At 68.7% G+C, this 16,612-nt stretch carries 16 protein-coding genes; 10 read left to right on the top strand and 6 right to left on the bottom strand.

What is annotated here, in order from left to right:
* Positions 1–92: 92 nt before the first annotated feature.
* The gene (locus ACEUEL_RS20300) at positions 93–803 is read left to right on the top strand and encodes a FadR/GntR family transcriptional regulator (protein ID WP_405709404.1); all 711 of its coding nucleotides are present in this window, start codon (positions 93–95) and stop codon (positions 801–803) included.
* Positions 804–835: 32 nt separating this feature from the next.
* Here ACEUEL_RS20300 and ACEUEL_RS20295 read toward each other — a convergent pair whose 3' ends face one another.
* Positions 836–2,182: a nucleotide sugar dehydrogenase gene (locus tag ACEUEL_RS20295; RefSeq protein WP_405709565.1), complete on the bottom strand. Its 1,347-nt coding sequence runs from the start codon at positions 2,180–2,182 to the stop codon at positions 836–838.
* A gap of 164 nt (positions 2,183–2,346) precedes the next feature.
* Between ACEUEL_RS20295 and ACEUEL_RS20290 the strand changes: the two genes are divergently transcribed.
* From ACEUEL_RS20290 to ACEUEL_RS20280, 3 genes are all read left to right on the top strand, one after another.
* Positions 2,347–3,951 (top strand): bifunctional aminoglycoside phosphotransferase/ATP-binding protein, encoded by a 1,605-nt coding sequence (locus ACEUEL_RS20290; protein ID WP_405709401.1) that lies wholly within the window; start codon positions 2,347–2,349, stop codon positions 3,949–3,951.
* 68 nt (positions 3,952–4,019) lie between these two features.
* Positions 4,020–6,746, top strand: coding sequence for a bifunctional acetate--CoA ligase family protein/GNAT family N-acetyltransferase (locus ACEUEL_RS20285; RefSeq protein WP_405709398.1), 2,727 nt, complete (start codon positions 4,020–4,022; stop codon positions 6,744–6,746).
* A gap of 51 nt (positions 6,747–6,797) precedes the next feature.
* Positions 6,798–7,628 (top strand): universal stress protein, encoded by an 831-nt coding sequence (locus ACEUEL_RS20280; RefSeq protein WP_405709396.1) that lies wholly within the window; start codon positions 6,798–6,800, stop codon positions 7,626–7,628.
* Positions 7,629–7,677: 49 nt separating this feature from the next.
* On the opposite strand, the gene ACEUEL_RS20275 is transcribed toward ACEUEL_RS20280, so the two are convergent.
* Positions 7,678–7,977, bottom strand: coding sequence for an antibiotic biosynthesis monooxygenase family protein (locus ACEUEL_RS20275; protein ID WP_405709562.1), 300 nt, complete (start codon positions 7,975–7,977; stop codon positions 7,678–7,680).
* 157 nt (positions 7,978–8,134) lie between these two features.
* Between ACEUEL_RS20275 and ACEUEL_RS20270 the strand changes: the two genes are divergently transcribed.
* The 3 genes from ACEUEL_RS20270 to ACEUEL_RS20260 are packed head-to-tail and all read left to right on the top strand — an operon-like array spanning position 8,135 to position 11,362.
* On the top strand, positions 8,135–9,025 hold the full coding sequence (locus ACEUEL_RS20270; protein ID WP_405709394.1) for a proline iminopeptidase-family hydrolase: 891 nt from the start codon (positions 8,135–8,137) through the stop codon (positions 9,023–9,025).
* A gap of 12 nt (positions 9,026–9,037) precedes the next feature.
* The gene (locus ACEUEL_RS20265; RefSeq protein WP_405709391.1) at positions 9,038–10,021 is read left to right on the top strand and encodes a phosphotransferase enzyme family protein; all 984 of its coding nucleotides are present in this window, start codon (positions 9,038–9,040) and stop codon (positions 10,019–10,021) included.
* Positions 10,022–10,030: 9 nt separating this feature from the next.
* Positions 10,031–11,362 carry an aspartate aminotransferase family protein gene (locus tag ACEUEL_RS20260; RefSeq protein WP_405709388.1) on the top strand — a complete coding sequence of 444 codons (1,332 nt, stop codon included), beginning with the start codon at positions 10,031–10,033 and terminating at the stop codon, positions 11,360–11,362.
* A 5-nt stretch (positions 11,363–11,367) separates the two neighbouring features.
* On the opposite strand, the gene fabG is transcribed toward ACEUEL_RS20260, so the two are convergent.
* Positions 11,368–12,138, bottom strand: coding sequence for a 3-oxoacyl-ACP reductase FabG (gene fabG, locus ACEUEL_RS20255; RefSeq protein ID WP_405709385.1), 771 nt, complete (start codon positions 12,136–12,138; stop codon positions 11,368–11,370).
* Positions 12,139–12,221: 83 nt separating this feature from the next.
* On the bottom strand, positions 12,222–12,710 hold the full coding sequence (gene dps, locus ACEUEL_RS20250; RefSeq protein ID WP_405709382.1) for a DNA starvation/stationary phase protection protein Dps: 489 nt from the start codon (positions 12,708–12,710) through the stop codon (positions 12,222–12,224).
* Positions 12,711–12,896: 186 nt separating this feature from the next.
* Between dps and ACEUEL_RS20245 the strand changes: the two genes are divergently transcribed.
* Both ACEUEL_RS20245 and ACEUEL_RS20240 read left to right on the top strand, forming a co-directional pair.
* Positions 12,897–13,529: a ribonuclease D gene (locus ACEUEL_RS20245; RefSeq protein ID WP_405709379.1), complete on the top strand. Its 633-nt coding sequence runs from the start codon at positions 12,897–12,899 to the stop codon at positions 13,527–13,529.
* A 109-nt stretch (positions 13,530–13,638) separates the two neighbouring features.
* On the top strand, positions 13,639–14,412 hold the full coding sequence (locus tag ACEUEL_RS20240) for a ferredoxin--NADP reductase (protein ID WP_405709376.1): 774 nt from the start codon (positions 13,639–13,641) through the stop codon (positions 14,410–14,412).
* Positions 14,413–14,437: 25 nt separating this feature from the next.
* On the opposite strand, the gene ACEUEL_RS20235 is transcribed toward ACEUEL_RS20240, so the two are convergent.
* Together ACEUEL_RS20235 and ACEUEL_RS20230 are read right to left on the bottom strand one after the other, a co-directional pair.
* Positions 14,438–14,734 carry a hypothetical protein gene (locus ACEUEL_RS20235; RefSeq protein ID WP_405709373.1) on the bottom strand — a complete coding sequence of 99 codons (297 nt, stop codon included), beginning with the start codon at positions 14,732–14,734 and terminating at the stop codon, positions 14,438–14,440.
* 161 nt (positions 14,735–14,895) lie between these two features.
* Positions 14,896–15,834 (bottom strand): HIRAN domain-containing protein, encoded by a 939-nt coding sequence (locus ACEUEL_RS20230; protein ID WP_405709370.1) that lies wholly within the window; start codon positions 15,832–15,834, stop codon positions 14,896–14,898.
* 187 nt (positions 15,835–16,021) lie between these two features.
* On the opposite strand from ACEUEL_RS20230, the gene ACEUEL_RS20225 reads away from it, so the two are divergent.
* The gene (locus ACEUEL_RS20225; RefSeq protein ID WP_405709367.1) at positions 16,022–16,513 is read left to right on the top strand and encodes a GNAT family N-acetyltransferase; all 492 of its coding nucleotides are present in this window, start codon (positions 16,022–16,024) and stop codon (positions 16,511–16,513) included.
* Positions 16,514–16,612: the final 99 nt, after the last annotated feature.

The raw sequence follows: 16,612 nt of genomic DNA, 5'->3' as shown, positions 1-16,612 counted from the left end.
GGGTCAAGCTCATGACTGGAACGTGATGGCTTGACCCGCCGTGCTGCGCCGCCATAGACAGAACCAATCCCATGTTTGGTTGAGCGGACTCCATGCTGACCCCGCCCGTCGATGCGCATCCGGAAAAAAGCATCCTGACCCAGCTCCGGGCCTATCTGGCCCAGGCGGAACTGCCGGAAGATGGCAGGCTGCCGCCCGAGCGCGAGCTCGCGGCGGCGCTGGGGGTTTCGCGCACCGAACTGCGCAAGGCGCTGGACGTCCTCGAATCGGAGGGCCAGCTCTGGCGTCATGTCGGCAAGGGCACCTTCATGGGCAGCCGCCCGCTCAATACCTTCGCGGACATCGCGGCGCTCGCGCGGCACAGCAACCCGACGGAGGTGATGCGGACCCGTCTCGCCATTGAACCCGAGATTGCCCGCGTCGCCGCCTTCACCGCGACGCCGGCCGCGATTTCCGAGATGCGCATGTGCCTCGCCCGCTCACGCCAGTCGGAGACGTGGCGGCAGTATGAGGGCTGGGACGCACGCTTGCACCGCGGCATCGCCGAGGCCACCCAGAACAGCCTGCTGCTCGGCCTGTTCGATACGCTCAACGCCGTTCGCCGGGCAGTGACCTGGGGCCGCCTGCGGGTGGCGCCGGTGGGTCCGCTCGCGAACCATCACAGCTTCGCCGAGCACGAGGCGATCGTCGACGCCATCGAGCATCGCGACATGTCCGCGGCCGCGGTCGCGATGCGGAACCACCTGCTGATGGTCGAGCGCAAGCTCGTCGAGAAGCAGGTCGGCCGCGAGGATGAGCGCTGAGTGGGGCGAACTCACCCTGGCGTCGGCGCGGCCTACGCCTTGACCAGGTGACGGGGCGAAAGCCCGAGCCGTGCGAAGGCGTTGCGTGTATCGACCACAAGCCTCGCATGGGCGGCGATCAGCGCGTAGTCGATCGCATCATGATCGGTGGCGACCAGTACGGCGTCAAAACCGGCGATCGAATCCGGGGTCAGGACGATGGATTCCTGCCCTGCCAGCGCGGGGTGGCGGCGCGTCCGCGGCAAGGCGGGTACATGCGGGTCGTGATAGGCGAAACGGCCGCCCCGCAGCCCGATCAGTTCCATCAGCTTCAGGCTCGGGCTTTCGCGGGTGTCGTCGACATTCTTCTTGTAGGCCGCGCCGAGGATGAGGATGCGGGCGCCCGAAATCCCGCGCCCCGCAACGGTGTCGAGCGCCTCGGCGAGGCGGTCGATGACGAGATAGGGCATGCGCGTGTTCACCTGGCCGGCGAGTTCGATGAAGCGGGTCTCGATGTCGAACTCCCGCGCCTTCCAGGTGAGGTAGAACGGGTCGATCGGGATACAGTGCCCGCCGAGGCCGGGACCGGGATAGAACGGCATGAAGCCGAACGGCTTGGTCTTCGCCGCTTCGATCACCTCCCAGATGTCGATGCCCATCGCCGCATAGACGGTCTTCAGCTCGTTGACGAGGGCGATGTTGACCGACCGGAAGATGTTTTCCGTGAGCTTCACGGCTTCCGCAACCTGCGTCGAGGACACCGGCACGACATCGGTGACGAGGCGGGCATAGAGCGCCTGCGCGAGCTGCCCCGCCGCAGCGCCGTCTCCGCCGACCACCTTGGGGATGGACGCAGTGGAATAGCTGGTGTTGCCGGGATCCTCGCGCTCGGGCGAGAAGGCAAGGAAGAAATCCCGTCCGCCCACCAGCCCGCCCTGTTCCAATAGGGGCCGTACCACCTCGACGGTGGTGCCGGGCCAGGTGGTCGATTCGAGAACCACCAGCCGGCCGGGCCGCAGGGTACGCGCAATCGCCTGCGCGGTGTCGATCACATAGGACAGGTCAGGCTCGCGCTGCACCGTGAGCGGGGTCGGAACGCAGATGATGAGGACATCGCACGTGCCGAGCCGGTCGGGATCGGTGGTGAGATCGAGCCGCCCGGTGGCGAGAGCGGCGGGCAGGCGTTCACGCGGCATGTAGTCGATCACCGGTTCACCCGCGGCGATCGCGGCAACGCGCTTCGGATTGATGTCGAAGCCCGTCACGGCAAAGCCCGCCTCGACCGCGACCAGCGCCAGCGGCAACCCGACATAGCCGAGCCCGATGACGCCGATTCGAGCCTTGTCCGCGGCGATCAGCGCGGCAAGATCACGGGCGGCGGGAGGCAGGGTCTCGATCATGTCGGTCGGGTCCATCGGCGGCCGGGTGCGGCGCAGGACAGGCGCCATCACCGCTGCCGCTTGTCAATGCAAACTTCGCCGGGCGCCAATGTCGCGGTGGCCGTTGCGTTCGATCAAGGCGCGTCCGTCGGGATCGCCCGAGGAAGGCACGGTATGGAGGGGGTATGATGCGGACCGGACGCTCGACCGAGGTGGGTGGCGAGGACGGGCAGCGGGAGACGCTGGTCTTCCTCCGCGATCATCTTGCGGCTTGCGAGGGAGCCCCCCCGGTCGAGACCGTCTCGACCCATATCTCCCATGTGCTGCTGGCCGGCCGACGAGCGCTCAAGTTGAAACGTGCGGTTCGCCTGCCCTATGTCGATTTCGCGACGCCGGAAAAGCGCCTCGCCGCCTGCCAGCGCGAGGATGAGGTCAATCGCCGCGGCGCGCCGATGCTGTATCGCGGCGTGCGGCGCGTCACGCGCGCGCCGGCGGGGGATCTTGCCCTCGACGGCGAGGGTCCGCTGGTCGATGCCGTGGTGGAGATGGAACGCTTCGATGCGGCGGCCCTGCTCGACGTGATGGCGCGGGCGGGGCGGCTGGATCCGCCTCTGCTCGCCGCGCTCGCCGAAGCCGTAGCGATCTATCATGAGGGCGCGGCGGTCTATGTCACCGAAGACGGCACCGACCGGCTGTCCCGCGTCGTCGACGGTGTGATCCGAGACCTCGATGCCGCAGGCCTGTTCGATCCCGCAGAGGTGGCGGCCTTTGCGGCGCGGGGTAAGGCGGAACTGGAACGTCACCGTGTCCGGCTGGACGCGAGGGGCCGGGCGGGCCGCATCCGGCGCGGTCATGGCGACCTGCATCTGCGCAACATCTGCCTTGTCGAGGGCAGGCCCGTGCTGTTCGACGCGCTGGAATTCGACGAGGCGCTCGCGACCGTCGATGTGCTCTATGATCTCGCCTTCCTGCTGATGGATCTGTGGCGCCGCGGGCTGCACGCCGGCGCCAATCTCGTGCTGAACCGCTATCTCGACCGTGCGCCGCCGGAAGACGAGCACGCCCTGTCGCTGTTGCCGTTCATGATGGCGGTGCGGGCGGCGATCCGCGCTCATATAGCCGGGCGGCTCGCGGGCGATCCGAATGCGGGGGCGGACCACCGCGCGGCGGCACGCCTTGAAGCGCTGGAAAGCTTCGCGCTGGCGCGGGAACTGCTGCGCCCGCAATCCGCCCGGGTGATCGCGATCGGCGGCTTTTCCGGTTCGGGGAAATCCACCGTGGCGGCACGGCTCGCACCGGAGATCGGGCCGCCGCCGGGCGCACGCATCCTTGCCAGCGACCGGATCCGCAAGGCCATGCTGAACGCCGCGCCGCAGACGCGCCTCCCGCCGGAAGCCTATCGCCCCGAGGTTTCGGAGAAGGTCTACGCGACGCTGATCGCTCGTGCCGCCGCCGTGGCGGCGGAGGGCCATGCCGCCATCGCCGATGCCGTTTTCGACCGCGCGGCGGATCGCAGGAGCATTGCCGATGCCGCATTGGCGGCCGGCGTGCCTTTCGACGGGCTATGGCTCGAGGTCGATCCCGAGCGGCTTGCCGTGCGCGTGCGGGCCCGCCGCAACGACGTTTCCGATGCGACCGAATCCGTGCTGGCGAGCCAGCTTGCCCGCGGTGCTGGCGATATCGACTGGACGCGTATTCCCGCCGCCGCCAATGCTGAAGATGTCGCCCGCTCGGCTGCGGAGGCTGTCGTCGCCGTGCCACCGATTGGCGCACGATCACCGGCGCAATAGTCTGGCAGGCTTCGTGGCGCCTCCCGTTCCGGGCTTCGGTCCGGCCCCTCCCGCCGAATGAGGTTCCGGTGAGCATCTATCGCCTCGACAAGCTGTTTGCCCCGGCCTCCGTGGCGGTGATCGGCGCCAGTCCACGGCCTGGCTCGCTCGGCTGCGCGGTACTGTCGAACCTGATCGCCGGCGGATTTCGCGGCCGGATCTATCCGGTCAACCCGCGCTATGCCGACATCGACGGCATCGCCTGTGTCCCGACCATCGCGGAACTCGTGGAAACCCCGGATCTGATCGTCATCGTCACTCCGCCGGCCACGATCCCGGGCATTGTCGAGACGGCTGGACGGCGCGGTGTGGCAGCAGCGATCGTCATCAGCACGGGGCTCGGACACGGACCGGGATCGCTCGCCGAGGCGACGCGGGCGGCGGCGCGCGCCCATGGCATGCGGCTCGTCGGGCCGAACTGCCTAGGGACCATTGCTCCCGGCGGCCGGCTCGATGCGAGCTTTGCCGGCCACGCCGCCCAGCGCGGCGATCTGGCGCTCATCTCCCAGTCCGGCGGGCTTGCCGGCGGCCTGCTGCGATGGGCCGAGCGGCGCAAGGTAGGATTCTCGGCGGTCGTGACGCTGGGCGACATGCTCGACGTCGATTTCGGCGATTGTCTCGATTGGTTCGCGCGCGACGGGGCGACCCGCGCCATCCTGCTCTACGTCGAGTCGATCGAGGACGCCCGCAAGTTCATGTCGGCGGCACGCGATGCGGCGCGAAGCAAGCCGGTGGTGGTGATCAAGGCTGGCCGGCACGTCGCCGGTGCGAAGGCCGCCGCGACCCACACCGGCGCCATGGCCGGCTCCGACGCGGTCTACGAGGCGGCGTTCCGCCGCGCCGGGCTGATCCGCGTGCGCGACCTCGACGAACTCTTCGTCGCTGCCGAGACGCTGGGGCGACGGCGCGCCTTTCGCGGCGATCGCCTGTCCATCCTGACCAACGGTGGCGGTCTCGGCGTGCTGGCGGTCGACCGCCTCGCCGATTTCGGCGGCCGCCTCGCCGAACTTGCCCCTGCGACGATGGCGGCGCTGGACGCCGCGATGCCGGCCACCTGGTCCGGTACCAACCCGGTCGACATCGTCGGCGACGCCGATGCGCCGCGTTACGCCGCCGCCCTGCAGGCACTGCTCGCCGATCCGGGCACGGATGCCGTGGCGGTGCTGCAGGTGCCGACCGCGCTCGCCAGCGCGACGGATGTCGCGGAAGCGGTCGCGGATGTGGTCAAGCGTCAGCCGGGCGGCGGCAAGCCGGCCTTTGCCGTCTGGCTGGGCGGCGACGAGCGGGTCGCTCCGGCCTTCGAGGCGGCCGGCATTTCGAGCTATGCCACCGAGGCCGATGCGATCGCCGGATTCATGCACCTCGTGCGCTACCGCGAGGCCCGCGAGGCACTGATGCGTACGCCCGACGAGATGCCGGCCGACACCGCGCCCGACCTGGCCCGCGCGCGCGCCATCGTCGACGGGGCCTTGGCGGAGCAGCGCCGCACATTGTCGCCGGTTGAAGTGGGAGGGCTGCTTGAGGCCTACCGTATCCCCGCCGTTCCGGTGCGGCTCGCCGCCGATGCCGAGGAAGCGGCCGCGGCGGCCGACCCCTTCCTCGCCGGGGGTGGCGCGGTCGCCATCAAGATCCTCTCGCCCGACATCGTTCACAAGTCCGATGTCGATGGCGTCGTGCTGGATCTGTCCAGCGTGGAGGCGGTCCGGGCGGCGGCACGCCGCATGCTGGAGGCGGTGGCCAGCCGGCAGTCCGGCAGCCGCATCGCCGGAATCATCGTTCAACCGATGATCCGGCGACCTCAGGCGCGCGAACTCATCGTCGGTATCGCCGACGATCCGACCTTCGGCCCGGTGATCGCCTTCGGCCGCGGCGGCGTTGCGGTGGAAGTGATCGGTGATCGGGCCATTGCGTTGCCGCCGCTCGATCTCAACCTGGCCCGCGACCTGATCGGACGTACTCGCGTCGCGCGCCTGCTCGCGTCCTACCGGAATATCGCCGCTGCCGACGGACGGGCGGTGGAACTGGTGCTCGTCCGCCTCGCGCAGATGGCGGCCGACCTGCCGGAGATCGCGGAACTCGACATCAACCCCCTGCTCGCCGATGCGGACGGGGTGCTGGCGCTCGACGCCCGCGTGGTACTGGCCGTGTCGGCGCCCGGCCTCGCGGGTGTGCGCCACGCCCGCTTTGCGGTGCGGCCCTACCCCAGCGAGTGGGAACGGCGGATCACGGTGCGACGGGGCGCGGGCTATTTCGTGCGTCCCGTGCGTCCCGAGGACGAAGCGATGTTCCGGGCCTTCATCGATCGCGTGTCCGATGAGGACCTGCGGCTGCGCTTCTTCGCGCCGGTGCGCAATGTCGGCCACGATTTCCTCGCCGCCCTGGTCCAGATCGACTACGCGCGCTCCATGGCCTTCGTCGCCCTCGACGGGGACGAGATGGCCGGCGTGGTGCGGCTGCACGCGGATGCCGACCATCGCAGCGGGGAATATGCCATTCTCGTGCGGTCGGACCTCAAGGGAACCGGCCTCGGCTGGGCGCTCATGCGGCTGATCATCGAATGGGCGGAAGTGGAGGGCATTTCGCGCGTGGAAGGGCAGATCCTGCGCTCCAACACGCCGATGATCGAGCTGTGCGGCGACCTCGGCTTCCTGATGCGGCCCGACCCGGAGGACCCGGCGGTGGTGATCGCGACGCTGGCCGTCGGAACCCGCCCGGCGACCGCTGCAACAGACCAAGACAGCCGGCCTCCGATATGAAATCCTGACACAACCGGCCCGAAGAGGCCGCACCTCGCGGGGAGATGCGCCATGTCACTCGTCCCGACCGTCACCAGCCTGCTCGTCCATGTCGATCTCGAACCGCGCGGCCGCGGGCGGATCGAACTGGCCGCTGCGCTTGCCGACCGCTTCGGCGCCCGCCTGATCGGGGTGGCGGCGGAGGATTTCCAGTTCCCGATCTATGGCGACCTCTCGGCGACCGTCGACACCCGCTCGCTCGACGCGGCGCAGCGGCGGGTCGAAGAGGATCTCGCCAAGGCCGAGGCACTGTTCCGGCAGGTGGCGGGCACCCGGGAGCGGCTCGAATGGCGCTCCTTCAGTGCATCGCCCGAGCGCGCCATCACCAGTGAGGCGCGGTGCGCCGACCTCGTCGTCATCGGTCAGGCCATTCCCGGCGTGGGCGACGAACCCATGCTCGATGTCGCGCCGGCGCCGGTGCTGATCGAGGCGGGCCGCCCGGTCCTCGTGGTGCCGCGCATGGTACGCACGCTCGAGGCACGGCGGGTGCTGTGTGCCTGGAAGAACTCCCGCGAAGCGCGGCGTGCGCTGCGGGACGGCTTGCCCTTCATGGTCGGGGCCGAGGCGGTGACCATCGCCACGATCGGCGACAGCACCGATCCGGCTGAGGCATTGGATGTTCAGGCCTATCTGCGCGGCTACGGCATCGAGGCCCGGCGGGTGCACGAGCCGAAGACCCACGGCAGCGTCGGCGAAACGCTGCTGTCGATCGCCGAGGGGGAGGGCGCCGACCTCGTGGTGTCCGGCGCCTACGGGCATTCCCGGTTGCGTGAGTGGGTGCTGGGCAGCGTGACCCGTGACCTGCTGCGTCACGCGCCAGTGTGCTGCCTGCTGTCGCACTGAAGGCAGCTGGAAAGGCCGAGGGCCGTCCGCCGAGCGCCGGCCACTGACGTCAGAAACCGGCCAGCACTCGCTCGGTATGCTCGACCTGCGGCGGCTCGGCGAAATGCGGGCCGACCAGCTTGCGCCATTCGAGGAAATCCTCGGATCCGCGGAAGTGCACCGTGTGGTCTTCCAGCGTCTCCCAGTCGACGACGAGCCGGTAGCGGCTCGGATGCTCGATCGAGCGCTGGATTTGCATTCCCTTGCAGCCCTTGGCGCGCTTGAACAGCGGCACCGCCTGCGCCGCTGCGGCCTCGAACGCCGCTTCCTCGCCGGGTTTGACCTCGATCAGCGCGATTTCCCAGATCATTTCCGTCTCCCGATGCCATTCGGCGGCCATTTGCGCCGCACCTGCCGCGCGCATCTATCCCTGCACCGGCCGCCGTGGCAATGCGCGGCGCACCCGCGCGTTTCTGGCCGGAAACTTGCTGGCGTGTCTTGCTGGCAACGAATAGGGAGCAGGGCGGATGTGGCGCGAGATCCAGCCGGACGAAACGATCACCATCGAGGTCGATGGCTACAAGGTCGTCGCCTATTCGTTCGGCAGCGGCGACGAGACGGTGCTGTGCCTCAACGGCGGGCCCGGCCTGCCGTGCGACTACCTGCGCGAGGCCCATTCCTGCCTGATCGACTGGGGCTACCGGGTCGTCGCCTTCGACCAGCTCGGCACCGGCGCCTCGGACCGGCCCGACGATGCCGCACTGTGGACCATTGGGCGCTATGTCGAAGAGACCGAAACGGTGCGGCGGGCGCTGGGGCTCGGCAAGGTGCATCTGCTCGGCCACAGCTGGGGCGGCTGGCTCGCCATCGATTACGCGCTGACCTACCCGGATGCGCTCAGGAGCCTGATCCTCGAGGACACCGTCGCCGACATCCCCCATCTCGTGACCGAACTGGAGCGGCTGCGCGCCGCGCTCGGGCCTGAGACGGTGGCGATGATGCTCGCCCACGAAGCGGACGGCAGCTTCAACCACCCCGAATATCTCGCCGCGATCACGCTGCTGAACTACCGCCATGTCTGCCGGCTCAGCGAGTGGCCGGCGCCGATCCAGCGCTCGCTGGGCGACTGGAACATGGCGCCTTATGAGACGATGCAGGGGCCGAACGAATTCCTCTACATCGGCAACCTCAAGGACTGGAACCGGGTGCCGGACCTTCCCCGCATCATCGTGCCGGTGCTGATCACGGTCGGCCGTCACGACGAGCTCACCCCGGCCTGCGCGGCGCGGATGAAGCGCGCACTGCCCGATGCCGAACTGCATGTGTTCCCCAATTCCAGCCACATGCCTTTCTACGAGGAGCCGGGTGCCTATTATCCTGTGCTCGACGCCTTTCTCGCCCGCGTGCGCGGCAGCTAGGAGCCCCCCGCGATGCTCTATCAGGATGCGCTGCTGCAGCGGCTGGAGACGGGGCTGCGCAGCGCGCTGCCGAACTGGGAACTCACCGACGCGGCCGAGCTTCGCCTGCTCACCATCTCCGAAAACGCAACCTATGTCGTGGAGGAAGCGGGCCGTCGCCTGATCGTGCGGGTCCATCGGCCCGGCTACCGCACCCCCAAGGAGATCGGCTCGGAGCTGGCCTGGATCGGCGCGCTGCGGGCAGAGGGCATCGTTGACACGCCCGCACCCGTGCCGACGCGCGACGGCGCCCTGCTGTCGGGCTTCGACGATGACGGCCAGCGCCGCCATGTGGTCGCCTTCGCCTTCATGGAGGGGCGCGAGCCCGATCCGTCCGACGATCTCGTGCCGTGGTTCCGCGAACTCGGCGCTATCACCGCGCGGCTCCATGCGCATGCGCGGAGCTGGGCGCGGCCGGAAGGCTTCACCCGCAAGGCCTGGACCGTCGAGAGCATCCTCGGCTCGCGGCCTGTGTGGGGCGATTGGCGGGCCGGGCTCGGCCTGACGCCCGACGGCCGCGCCATACTGGAGCGTGTCGCCGCGACGCTGGAGATCCGGCTCGCCGCCTATGGCATGGGCGAGGCCCGCTTCGGGCTCATCCATGCGGACCTGCGGCTCGCCAACCTCCTCGTCGAAGGCCCACGGCTCGGCGTGATTGACTTCGACGATTGCGGCTTCTCCTGGTTCGGCTTCGACTTCGCCGCCGCCGTCAGTTTCTTCGAGCACGAGCCCTTCATTCCGGCGGTGCGGGAAGCCTGGGTCGAGGGCTATCGCGGCGTCGCGCCACTGGCACGCGAGGACGAGGAGGCCATCTCGCTGTTCCTGATGCTGCGCCGCCTTCATCTCACGGCCTGGATCGCCTCGCATGCCGAGACACCGACCGCGCAGGGCTGCGGCGCCCCCTACACGGACGGCACCGTGATACTCGGCGAGCGCTTCCTCGCCAGCTTCGGCTGAGGCACCTCCATGACCGCCGGACGGCAGATCCTCTCGCTCAACCGCTTCGACGCCGGCAATTCGGCGTGGCTCGACGACGACCTCGCGGCGCTCATCGCCCGGCGGCAGGCGGTGTTCGGCGCGGCCTCGGTACTGTTCTACGAGGAGCCGATCATCATGGAACGCGCCGAGGGCGCGGTGATGATCGCCCGCGACGGCCGCCGCTTCCTCGACGTCTACAATAACGTGCCCTCGGTCGGGCATGGCCATCCCCATGTCGCGGCGGCGGTGGCGCGGCAGATCGGCAAGCTCAACATCCATACCCGCTATCTGGTCGAGCCGGTGATCGCCTATGCCGAGAAGCTGCTGGCGACCTTCCCGCCCGCGCTCGCCAACCTCGCCATGACCTGCACGGGCAGCGAGAGCAACGACCTCGCGCTCCGCATCGCCCGCGCCTGGACGGGCGGCACCGGCTTCATCGTCACCGAGACGGCGTATCACGGCAATACGGCCGCGGTGACCGAGGTCTCGCCCTCGTCCTTCCGCTCGCGCGAGGTGCCCGCGCATGTGCGCACGGTTGCCGCCCCCGATGTCGGAACCGGGCCGGCGGAAGACCTCGCCGCGCGTTTCGCCGGGCAGGTGAGCGCGGCGATCGCCGACATGGCGGCGAACGGCATCCGGTTCGCAGGGCTGCTGGTCGACACGATCTTCTCCAGCGACGGCATCCACGCCGACCCGCCGGGATTCCTCGCGGCGGCCGTGGAGGCGGTCCGGAAGGCCGGCGGCCTCTTCATCGCGGACGAGGTGCAGCCGGGCTTCGGGCGCACCGGCCGGCAGATGTGGGGCTTCGAGCGCCATGGCCTGGTGCCGGACATCGTCACTCTGGGCAAGCCGATGGGCAATGGCTTCCCGGTCGGTGGCGTGGTGACGCGGCCGGAGCTGCTGACGGGCTTCTGCGAGACGACCGGCTATTTCAACACCTTCGGCGGCAATCCGGTCGCCGCCGCGGCGGGCCTCGCCGTGCTCGAGGTGATCGAGGCCGAGGGGCTGCGGGAGAACGCGGAGGACGTCGGCGCCTATTTCCGCGCCGGGCTGCGCGATCTCGGCGCCCGCCATGTCGGCATCGGTGCTGTGCGCGGGGCGGGCCTGTTCATCGGGCTCGATTTCGTCGAGGCCGGCAGCCGCGCACCGGACACCGCCGGCGCCACCCATGCCATCAACGCGCTGAAGCAGCGCGGCGTGCTGATCGGCGCGGCAGGCAGCTTCGGCAACACGCTGAAAATACGCCCGCCGCTGTGCTTCAGCCGGGCGAACGCCGACGAGTTCCTCGAAAAGATCGACGAGGTACTGGCCGCGCGCTGAGGCGGCTACATTGCCTCCAGCGCGCCGAGCGACTCGGGCAGCACCTGCCCGCCATCGACGACGATGGTCTGGCCGGTGATGTAGTTCGCCTCCTCCGAGGCGAAGAACAGCGCCGCATTGGCGATGTCGTCGACCGAGCCGAGGCGCTTCATCGGGATCGAGGCGGTCATGGTCGCCATATAGTCGGGGCCGGCGCCCTCCAGCCCCTCGGTGAGGATGTTGCCCGGCATCACCGCATTGACCGTGATGCCGAACGGCGCCAACTCGATCGCCGCCGTGCGCATGAAACCGAGCTGGCCGGCCTTGCTCGCTCCGTAATGCGCCCAGCCGGGATAGCCGGTGATCGGCCCGGTGATCGAGGAGGTGATGACGATACGTCCCGCCCCTTGCGCCTTCATCGCCGGCAGGCAGGCGGAAACGCTCAGGAAGGTGCCCTTGAGGTTGACGCCGATGACATGGTCGAAATCCGCCGCCGTCATCTCGCCGAGCTTCGCGGCCGGAAAGATGCCGGCATTGGCGCACAGCACGTCGAGCCGGCCATAGCGCTCCAGCGCCGTCGCGGCCATCGCCGCGCAGGCGGCGGGATCGGCGACGTCGGCGGCGAAGGCAGAAGCATGCGGGCCGATCTGCGCCGCCACGCCTTCGGCATCCGCCAGGCTGCGGGCGACGACCAGCACGTTCAGCCCGGCGGCACCGAACCGGCGCGCGATGCCGCGCCCGATCCCTTTGCTGCTTCCGGTGACGATGACGGTTCGGCCTTCGAGCGACTTCAGCATGGGCACCTCGATGCAGACGGGAGCGCGATTGTCCCGGCTACATCAAGGCAACCCTCATGCCATCGCCTCGCACTCCGCCAATCTCAGGCCTTTTCCTGAAGGTGCGCCTCGAGGAACCAGAGCGACTTGTCCAGCGTGCGCGAGGCCGCCGTGAAGATGTCGGCGGTCGTCGGATCGCCGGCCTCGTCGGAGTCGTCGATCGCCTTGCGCACGGCATTTGCCACGGCGCCGTAGCGCTCGACCAGCGCCTTGAGGTGATCGGGAACCTTGTAGATGTCGGTCGGATAGGCGGGTAGCGGCGAGGCGGACGCCACGGTCTGGACCGTGCCGAGGGCTGTCCCGCCCAGTTGGACGACACGTTCCGCCATGGTGTCGACATGCTCGTCGAGGTCGGTGCGCAGCGTGTCGAGCAGTTCGTGGACGGCAATGAACTGCGGGCCCTTCAGGTTCCAGTGCGCCTGCTTGGTGACCAGCGAGAGGTCGATCGCCGCCGCGAGATTCGCATTGAGCAGCTCGATCGCCACCTTCTTGGCGTTGGACGGCACGTCGTTTTTCGTTGTGTGCAGGCTCATGATCTGTCTCCCGTCATTGGGTGCGTGATGCCGCAGCTTATCCTGCGGTCGCGACACGCGGGATATCCAATGCGCATCGGGACGATCGGGTTCCTGCATACCGGATATGGGCCGGGGGGGCCGCCGGGTGGACCGGCCGGCCATCCTCCACTACAGACGGCGGCGTAACGCACCGGGACGATCCTCATGACCATCCGCCTGCACAGGGCCGACCTGCCCGACCTCGCCCGCTACAGCGCGGACGTCGCCCCCTATGTGGCGATCGACACCGAGACGCTCGGGCTCAACCCGCATCGTGACCGGCTGTGCGTCGTGCAGCTGTCGCCCGGCGACGGGTCGGCCGACATCGTCCAGATCCCGGCCGGCGCCGGACCGGGAAGCGCACCCAACCTCCAGAAGCTGCTCACCGATCCCGCAGTGACCAAGCTGTTCCATTTCGGCCGCTTCGATATCGCGGTGCTGTCGAAGACCTTCGGCGTGAAGGTCGAGCCGGTCTGGTGCACCAAGATCGCCTCGAAGCTCACCCGAACCTACACCGATCGCCACGGACTGAAGGAACTGGTGCGCGAGCTGCTCGGCCTCGACATCTCGAAGCAGCAGCAGAGTTCGGACTGGGCGGCCGAGAGCCTGACCGAGGCACAGCTCCAATATGCGGCCTCGGACGTGCTGCACCTTCACGCGCTGCGCGAGCGGCTGGAGTTCATGCTGGCGCGGGAGGGGCGGACCGCCCTCGCCGATGCGTGCTTCCGCTTCCTGCCGACGCGGGCCGCGCTCGACCTCGCCGGATGGCCCGAGGACGACATTTTCGCGCATTCCTGATCCGTCGCAAGGCATGCCGCTCGACAGTGCGGGAAATGCGGGGTAGACCACGCGAGATAACTACATTGTCTTCCAGTCAGTCTGGAAGTTTTACAGATACGGTTCGTAAATGAGCAATCTCATCCATGAGCGGGTGCTCAGCGTCCATCACTGGACCGACAACCTGTTCACCTTCACCACGACGCGGGATGCCTCGCTGCGCTTCAAGAGCGGCCAGTTCGTGATGATTGGGCTCGAGGTCAACGGCCGGCCGCTGCTGCGCGCCTATTCGATCGCCAGTGCGCATTACGAGGAGACCCTCGAGTTCTTCTCGATCAAGGTGCCGGATGGCCCGCTGACCTCGCGGCTGCAGCACATGAAGGTCGGTGACGAGATACTCGTCGGGCGCAAGCCGACCGGCACGCTGCTGGTGGACTATCTGGTTCCTGGTCGGCGGCTCTATCTGCTCGCTACCGGCACGGGCCTCGCCCCCTTCCTCAGCCTCATCAAGGATCCCGAGACCTATGAGAGCTACGAAAAGGTGATCCTGGTGCACGGGGTGCGCACCGTCGCGGAACTGGCCTACCGCGACCTCATCAGCGAGCAACTGCCGCGCGACGAGTTTCTCGGCGAATATGCGCGCGAGAAGCTCGTCTACTACCCGACCGTCACCCGCGAGCCCTTCGCCAATCAGGGGCGGATCACGGACCTGATCACCTCAGGCAAACTGTTCGCGGATCTCGGACTGCCGACGCTCGACAAGGAGGACGACCGCGTCATGCTGTGCGGTAGCCCGCAATTGCTCGACGACATGCGCATCATCCTCAAGGCGCGGAACTACGAGGAAGGCAGCACGACCGAGCCCGGCGACTTCGTGATCGAGAAAGCGTTCGTCGAGAAATAGCGGTATACGACGAATTCGCCGGAGATCAACGGCGCCTACTGTCCCGGGCGGCTTCTTCGGGCGAGAGGACGCGGTACTCAGCGTCGATAACCGTCGGGCCGCCTCGACGGGGGGCTCCCGGGGTGCTGCGCGAGGGACCGAACAGCCGGTAGGCCGCCCCGGCGATCAGGACGATCGGAAACACGACCAGAAAGACGCTGGCCGCGACCAGTACCAGCGCCGTGCCGATGGCGAGGGCCACGGCGACCACCAGCGCGATCTGCCACCAGCTGATGCGGCGAACCGTGAAGCGCATACGGTCGAACGGATCGGTCGAACTCATCCTGTCCCTTTCTGGCGTGCCCCTTGCGGCACTCGCACCGGATATGGGGATGCATGCCGTCCCGTGCCAGCCTCAAGCGCGCGGGTAGCGCCAGCCAGCGGCCGACGTTCCTCCGGCGCGCGTCCGCTAACAGCCTCCATCGAAATCCAAAAGCACGTTCGCTAGCGTTTTCGTGATCGCGACTTCGGGATGGCCGGACGCGGCAGCGGGAGCGGCACCGATACGCGGCGAGGCGCCGCGATCGGTATCGGCACCGCTTCGACCAGCGGCGCCGCCTGCGCGACCTTCAACGCTCCTGTTCCCGGAGGCTCGGTGCCGGTTTCGGGCGTCGCGGCGACGGTTTCGGGCTGTAGGGCCTCTTCCTGACCCGCGGCTTGCATGTTGCCGGGCTCCGATCCAACCGTTGTCACCCCGCTGTCGGCCGCCGGCGGGGCCGTGCTGAGGATCGGTGCTGGAACCGGCTCGGGCGCCGCCGGCGGCTGGACGGCGGGTCCGGACGGGACGACGGCGACCGGCGCTGTGGCCGGGCGCTCCTGCGTCTTGCCCGCCGGCTTTGCCGGAGGCGCCGCGGCGCGGGCGGCAATGGCCAGCGCCCGGGGTGTCGGCTCCTCGTCGTCGTCGGTGTCAGGCAGGCCGGCCCAGACGATGAGTGCGACGATCCCCACACACAGCGCCGCGCCGGTGCGCCCATAGAACACCAGCTTGCTGCGCCGCCGCCGGGAGGATGGCTGCTCGCTGCCCTCGGGGGCGTCGGTGAACTCGGCGCCGTTCCATGTCTCACCGGCCGGTGGCGACAATTCGATATCGATGCGAATGGCGTCCAGCCGGCGGCCGCGGAAGGAGCGGCGCTGCCGGACCTCCGCGACGAAGGCCCGCGCCGTGCCGCCCTGATCCAGCAGCTTGGCGATGGGGCGGGCGTCGGGCTTCGGCAGATAGCCGATGAGCGTGCCGTGCCGGCATATGGCAACGGCAAAAGGCCGGCTCATATTCGCCGACTGCCGGACGAGTTCCAGTTCGAGGCCCGGGCGCAGCAACGCCGCCGGATCGGCAGCGCAACCCTCACGCCCCAGGCCGTCGACATAAGACGACCACGTCTCCATGGCCCGCCCCTTATCGCCGTTGCGGCAACTACGCAACCTTAATGACAGACAAGGTGCTGACAATGGCGATTTGACGTCAACGGTATGGCGGGCGCGTGGCGCCTTCATCCACCGGCTTTTCCGCGCTACACGAAGCGCGGCGCGCGGGCGGAGGCCGGCGCGGATATCGGCTCGGAGAGTGCCCCGAATGTCCCTGCTGCGACCAGCTGGCGAGGCCGACCTTCCCGGCATTCTCGCGATCTACAACGACGCCGTGCTGAACACGACGGCGATCTGGAACGACACGCCGGTCGATCTTGCCAACCGGGCGGCGTGGCTGGCCGACCGCACCGCGCGAGGCTATCCGGTGCTCGTCGCCGCCGAGGCCGGTGCGGTTCTGGGTTATGCGAGCTTTGGCGATTTCCGGCCCTTCGAGGGCTATCGCGTCAGCGTCGAGCACTCCGTCTATGTGGCGCAGGCTGCCAGAGGGCGCGGCCTTGGCCGCGAACTGGTGGCGGCGCTGTTCGAGCCGGCCCGTGCGCTCGGCAAGGCGGTCATGATCGGCGGCATCACCGCCGGCAACGCCGCCTCGATCGCGCTTCACGAACGGCTCGGCTTCATCGAGACCGGCCGCATGCCCGGCATCGGCATCAAGTTCGGCCAGCGGCTCGATCTGGTGCTGATGCAGAAGCACTTGTGAGCGGACGCGGGAGGCATCGTGTTCGGCGTAAGCCGCCGGTGGCGTCAGGCTGTCCGGAGGCCGGGGACGGCCTGGCCTCTGACATCGGTGCGCGCAGGC

Source organism: Ancylobacter terrae, from assembly GCF_045108345.1.
Classification (GTDB): Bacteria; Pseudomonadota; Alphaproteobacteria; order Rhizobiales; family Xanthobacteraceae; genus Ancylobacter.
The sequence above is the reverse complement of the archived record's forward strand: the minus strand, read 5'-3'. Positions and strand labels throughout refer to the sequence as shown.

Excerpts from the sequence above, each read along its gene's own strand:
- ACEUEL_RS20245 (WP_405709379.1), top strand. The coding sequence starts at position 12,897 with ATGACCATCCGCCTGCACAGGGCCGACCTGCCCGACCTCGCCCGCTAC.
- ACEUEL_RS20235 (WP_405709373.1), bottom strand. The coding sequence starts at position 14,734 with ATGAGTTCGACCGATCCGTTCGACCGTATGCGCTTCACGGTTCGCCGC.
- ACEUEL_RS20260 (WP_405709388.1), top strand. The coding sequence starts at position 10,031 with ATGACCGCCGGACGGCAGATCCTCTCGCTCAACCGCTTCGACGCCGGC.
- ACEUEL_RS20300 (WP_405709404.1), top strand. The coding sequence starts at position 93 with ATGCTGACCCCGCCCGTCGATGCGCATCCGGAAAAAAGCATCCTGACC.
- ACEUEL_RS20270 (WP_405709394.1), top strand. The coding sequence starts at position 8,135 with ATGTGGCGCGAGATCCAGCCGGACGAAACGATCACCATCGAGGTCGAT.
- ACEUEL_RS20280 (WP_405709396.1), top strand. The coding sequence starts at position 6,798 with ATGTCACTCGTCCCGACCGTCACCAGCCTGCTCGTCCATGTCGATCTC.
- ACEUEL_RS20295 (WP_405709565.1), bottom strand. The coding sequence starts at position 2,182 with ATGATCGAGACCCTGCCTCCCGCCGCCCGTGATCTTGCCGCGCTGATC.
- ACEUEL_RS20240 (WP_405709376.1), top strand. The coding sequence starts at position 13,639 with ATGAGCAATCTCATCCATGAGCGGGTGCTCAGCGTCCATCACTGGACC.
- ACEUEL_RS20225 (WP_405709367.1), top strand. The coding sequence starts at position 16,022 with ATGTCCCTGCTGCGACCAGCTGGCGAGGCCGACCTTCCCGGCATTCTC.
- ACEUEL_RS20230 (WP_405709370.1), bottom strand. The coding sequence starts at position 15,834 with ATGGAGACGTGGTCGTCTTATGTCGACGGCCTGGGGCGTGAGGGTTGC.
- fabG (WP_405709385.1), bottom strand. The coding sequence starts at position 12,138 with ATGCTGAAGTCGCTCGAAGGCCGAACCGTCATCGTCACCGGAAGCAGC.
- ACEUEL_RS20275 (WP_405709562.1), bottom strand. The coding sequence starts at position 7,977 with ATGATCTGGGAAATCGCGCTGATCGAGGTCAAACCCGGCGAGGAAGCG.
- ACEUEL_RS20290 (WP_405709401.1), top strand. The coding sequence starts at position 2,347 with ATGATGCGGACCGGACGCTCGACCGAGGTGGGTGGCGAGGACGGGCAG.
- ACEUEL_RS20265 (WP_405709391.1), top strand. The coding sequence starts at position 9,038 with ATGCTCTATCAGGATGCGCTGCTGCAGCGGCTGGAGACGGGGCTGCGC.
- dps (WP_405709382.1), bottom strand. The coding sequence starts at position 12,710 with ATGAGCCTGCACACAACGAAAAACGACGTGCCGTCCAACGCCAAGAAG.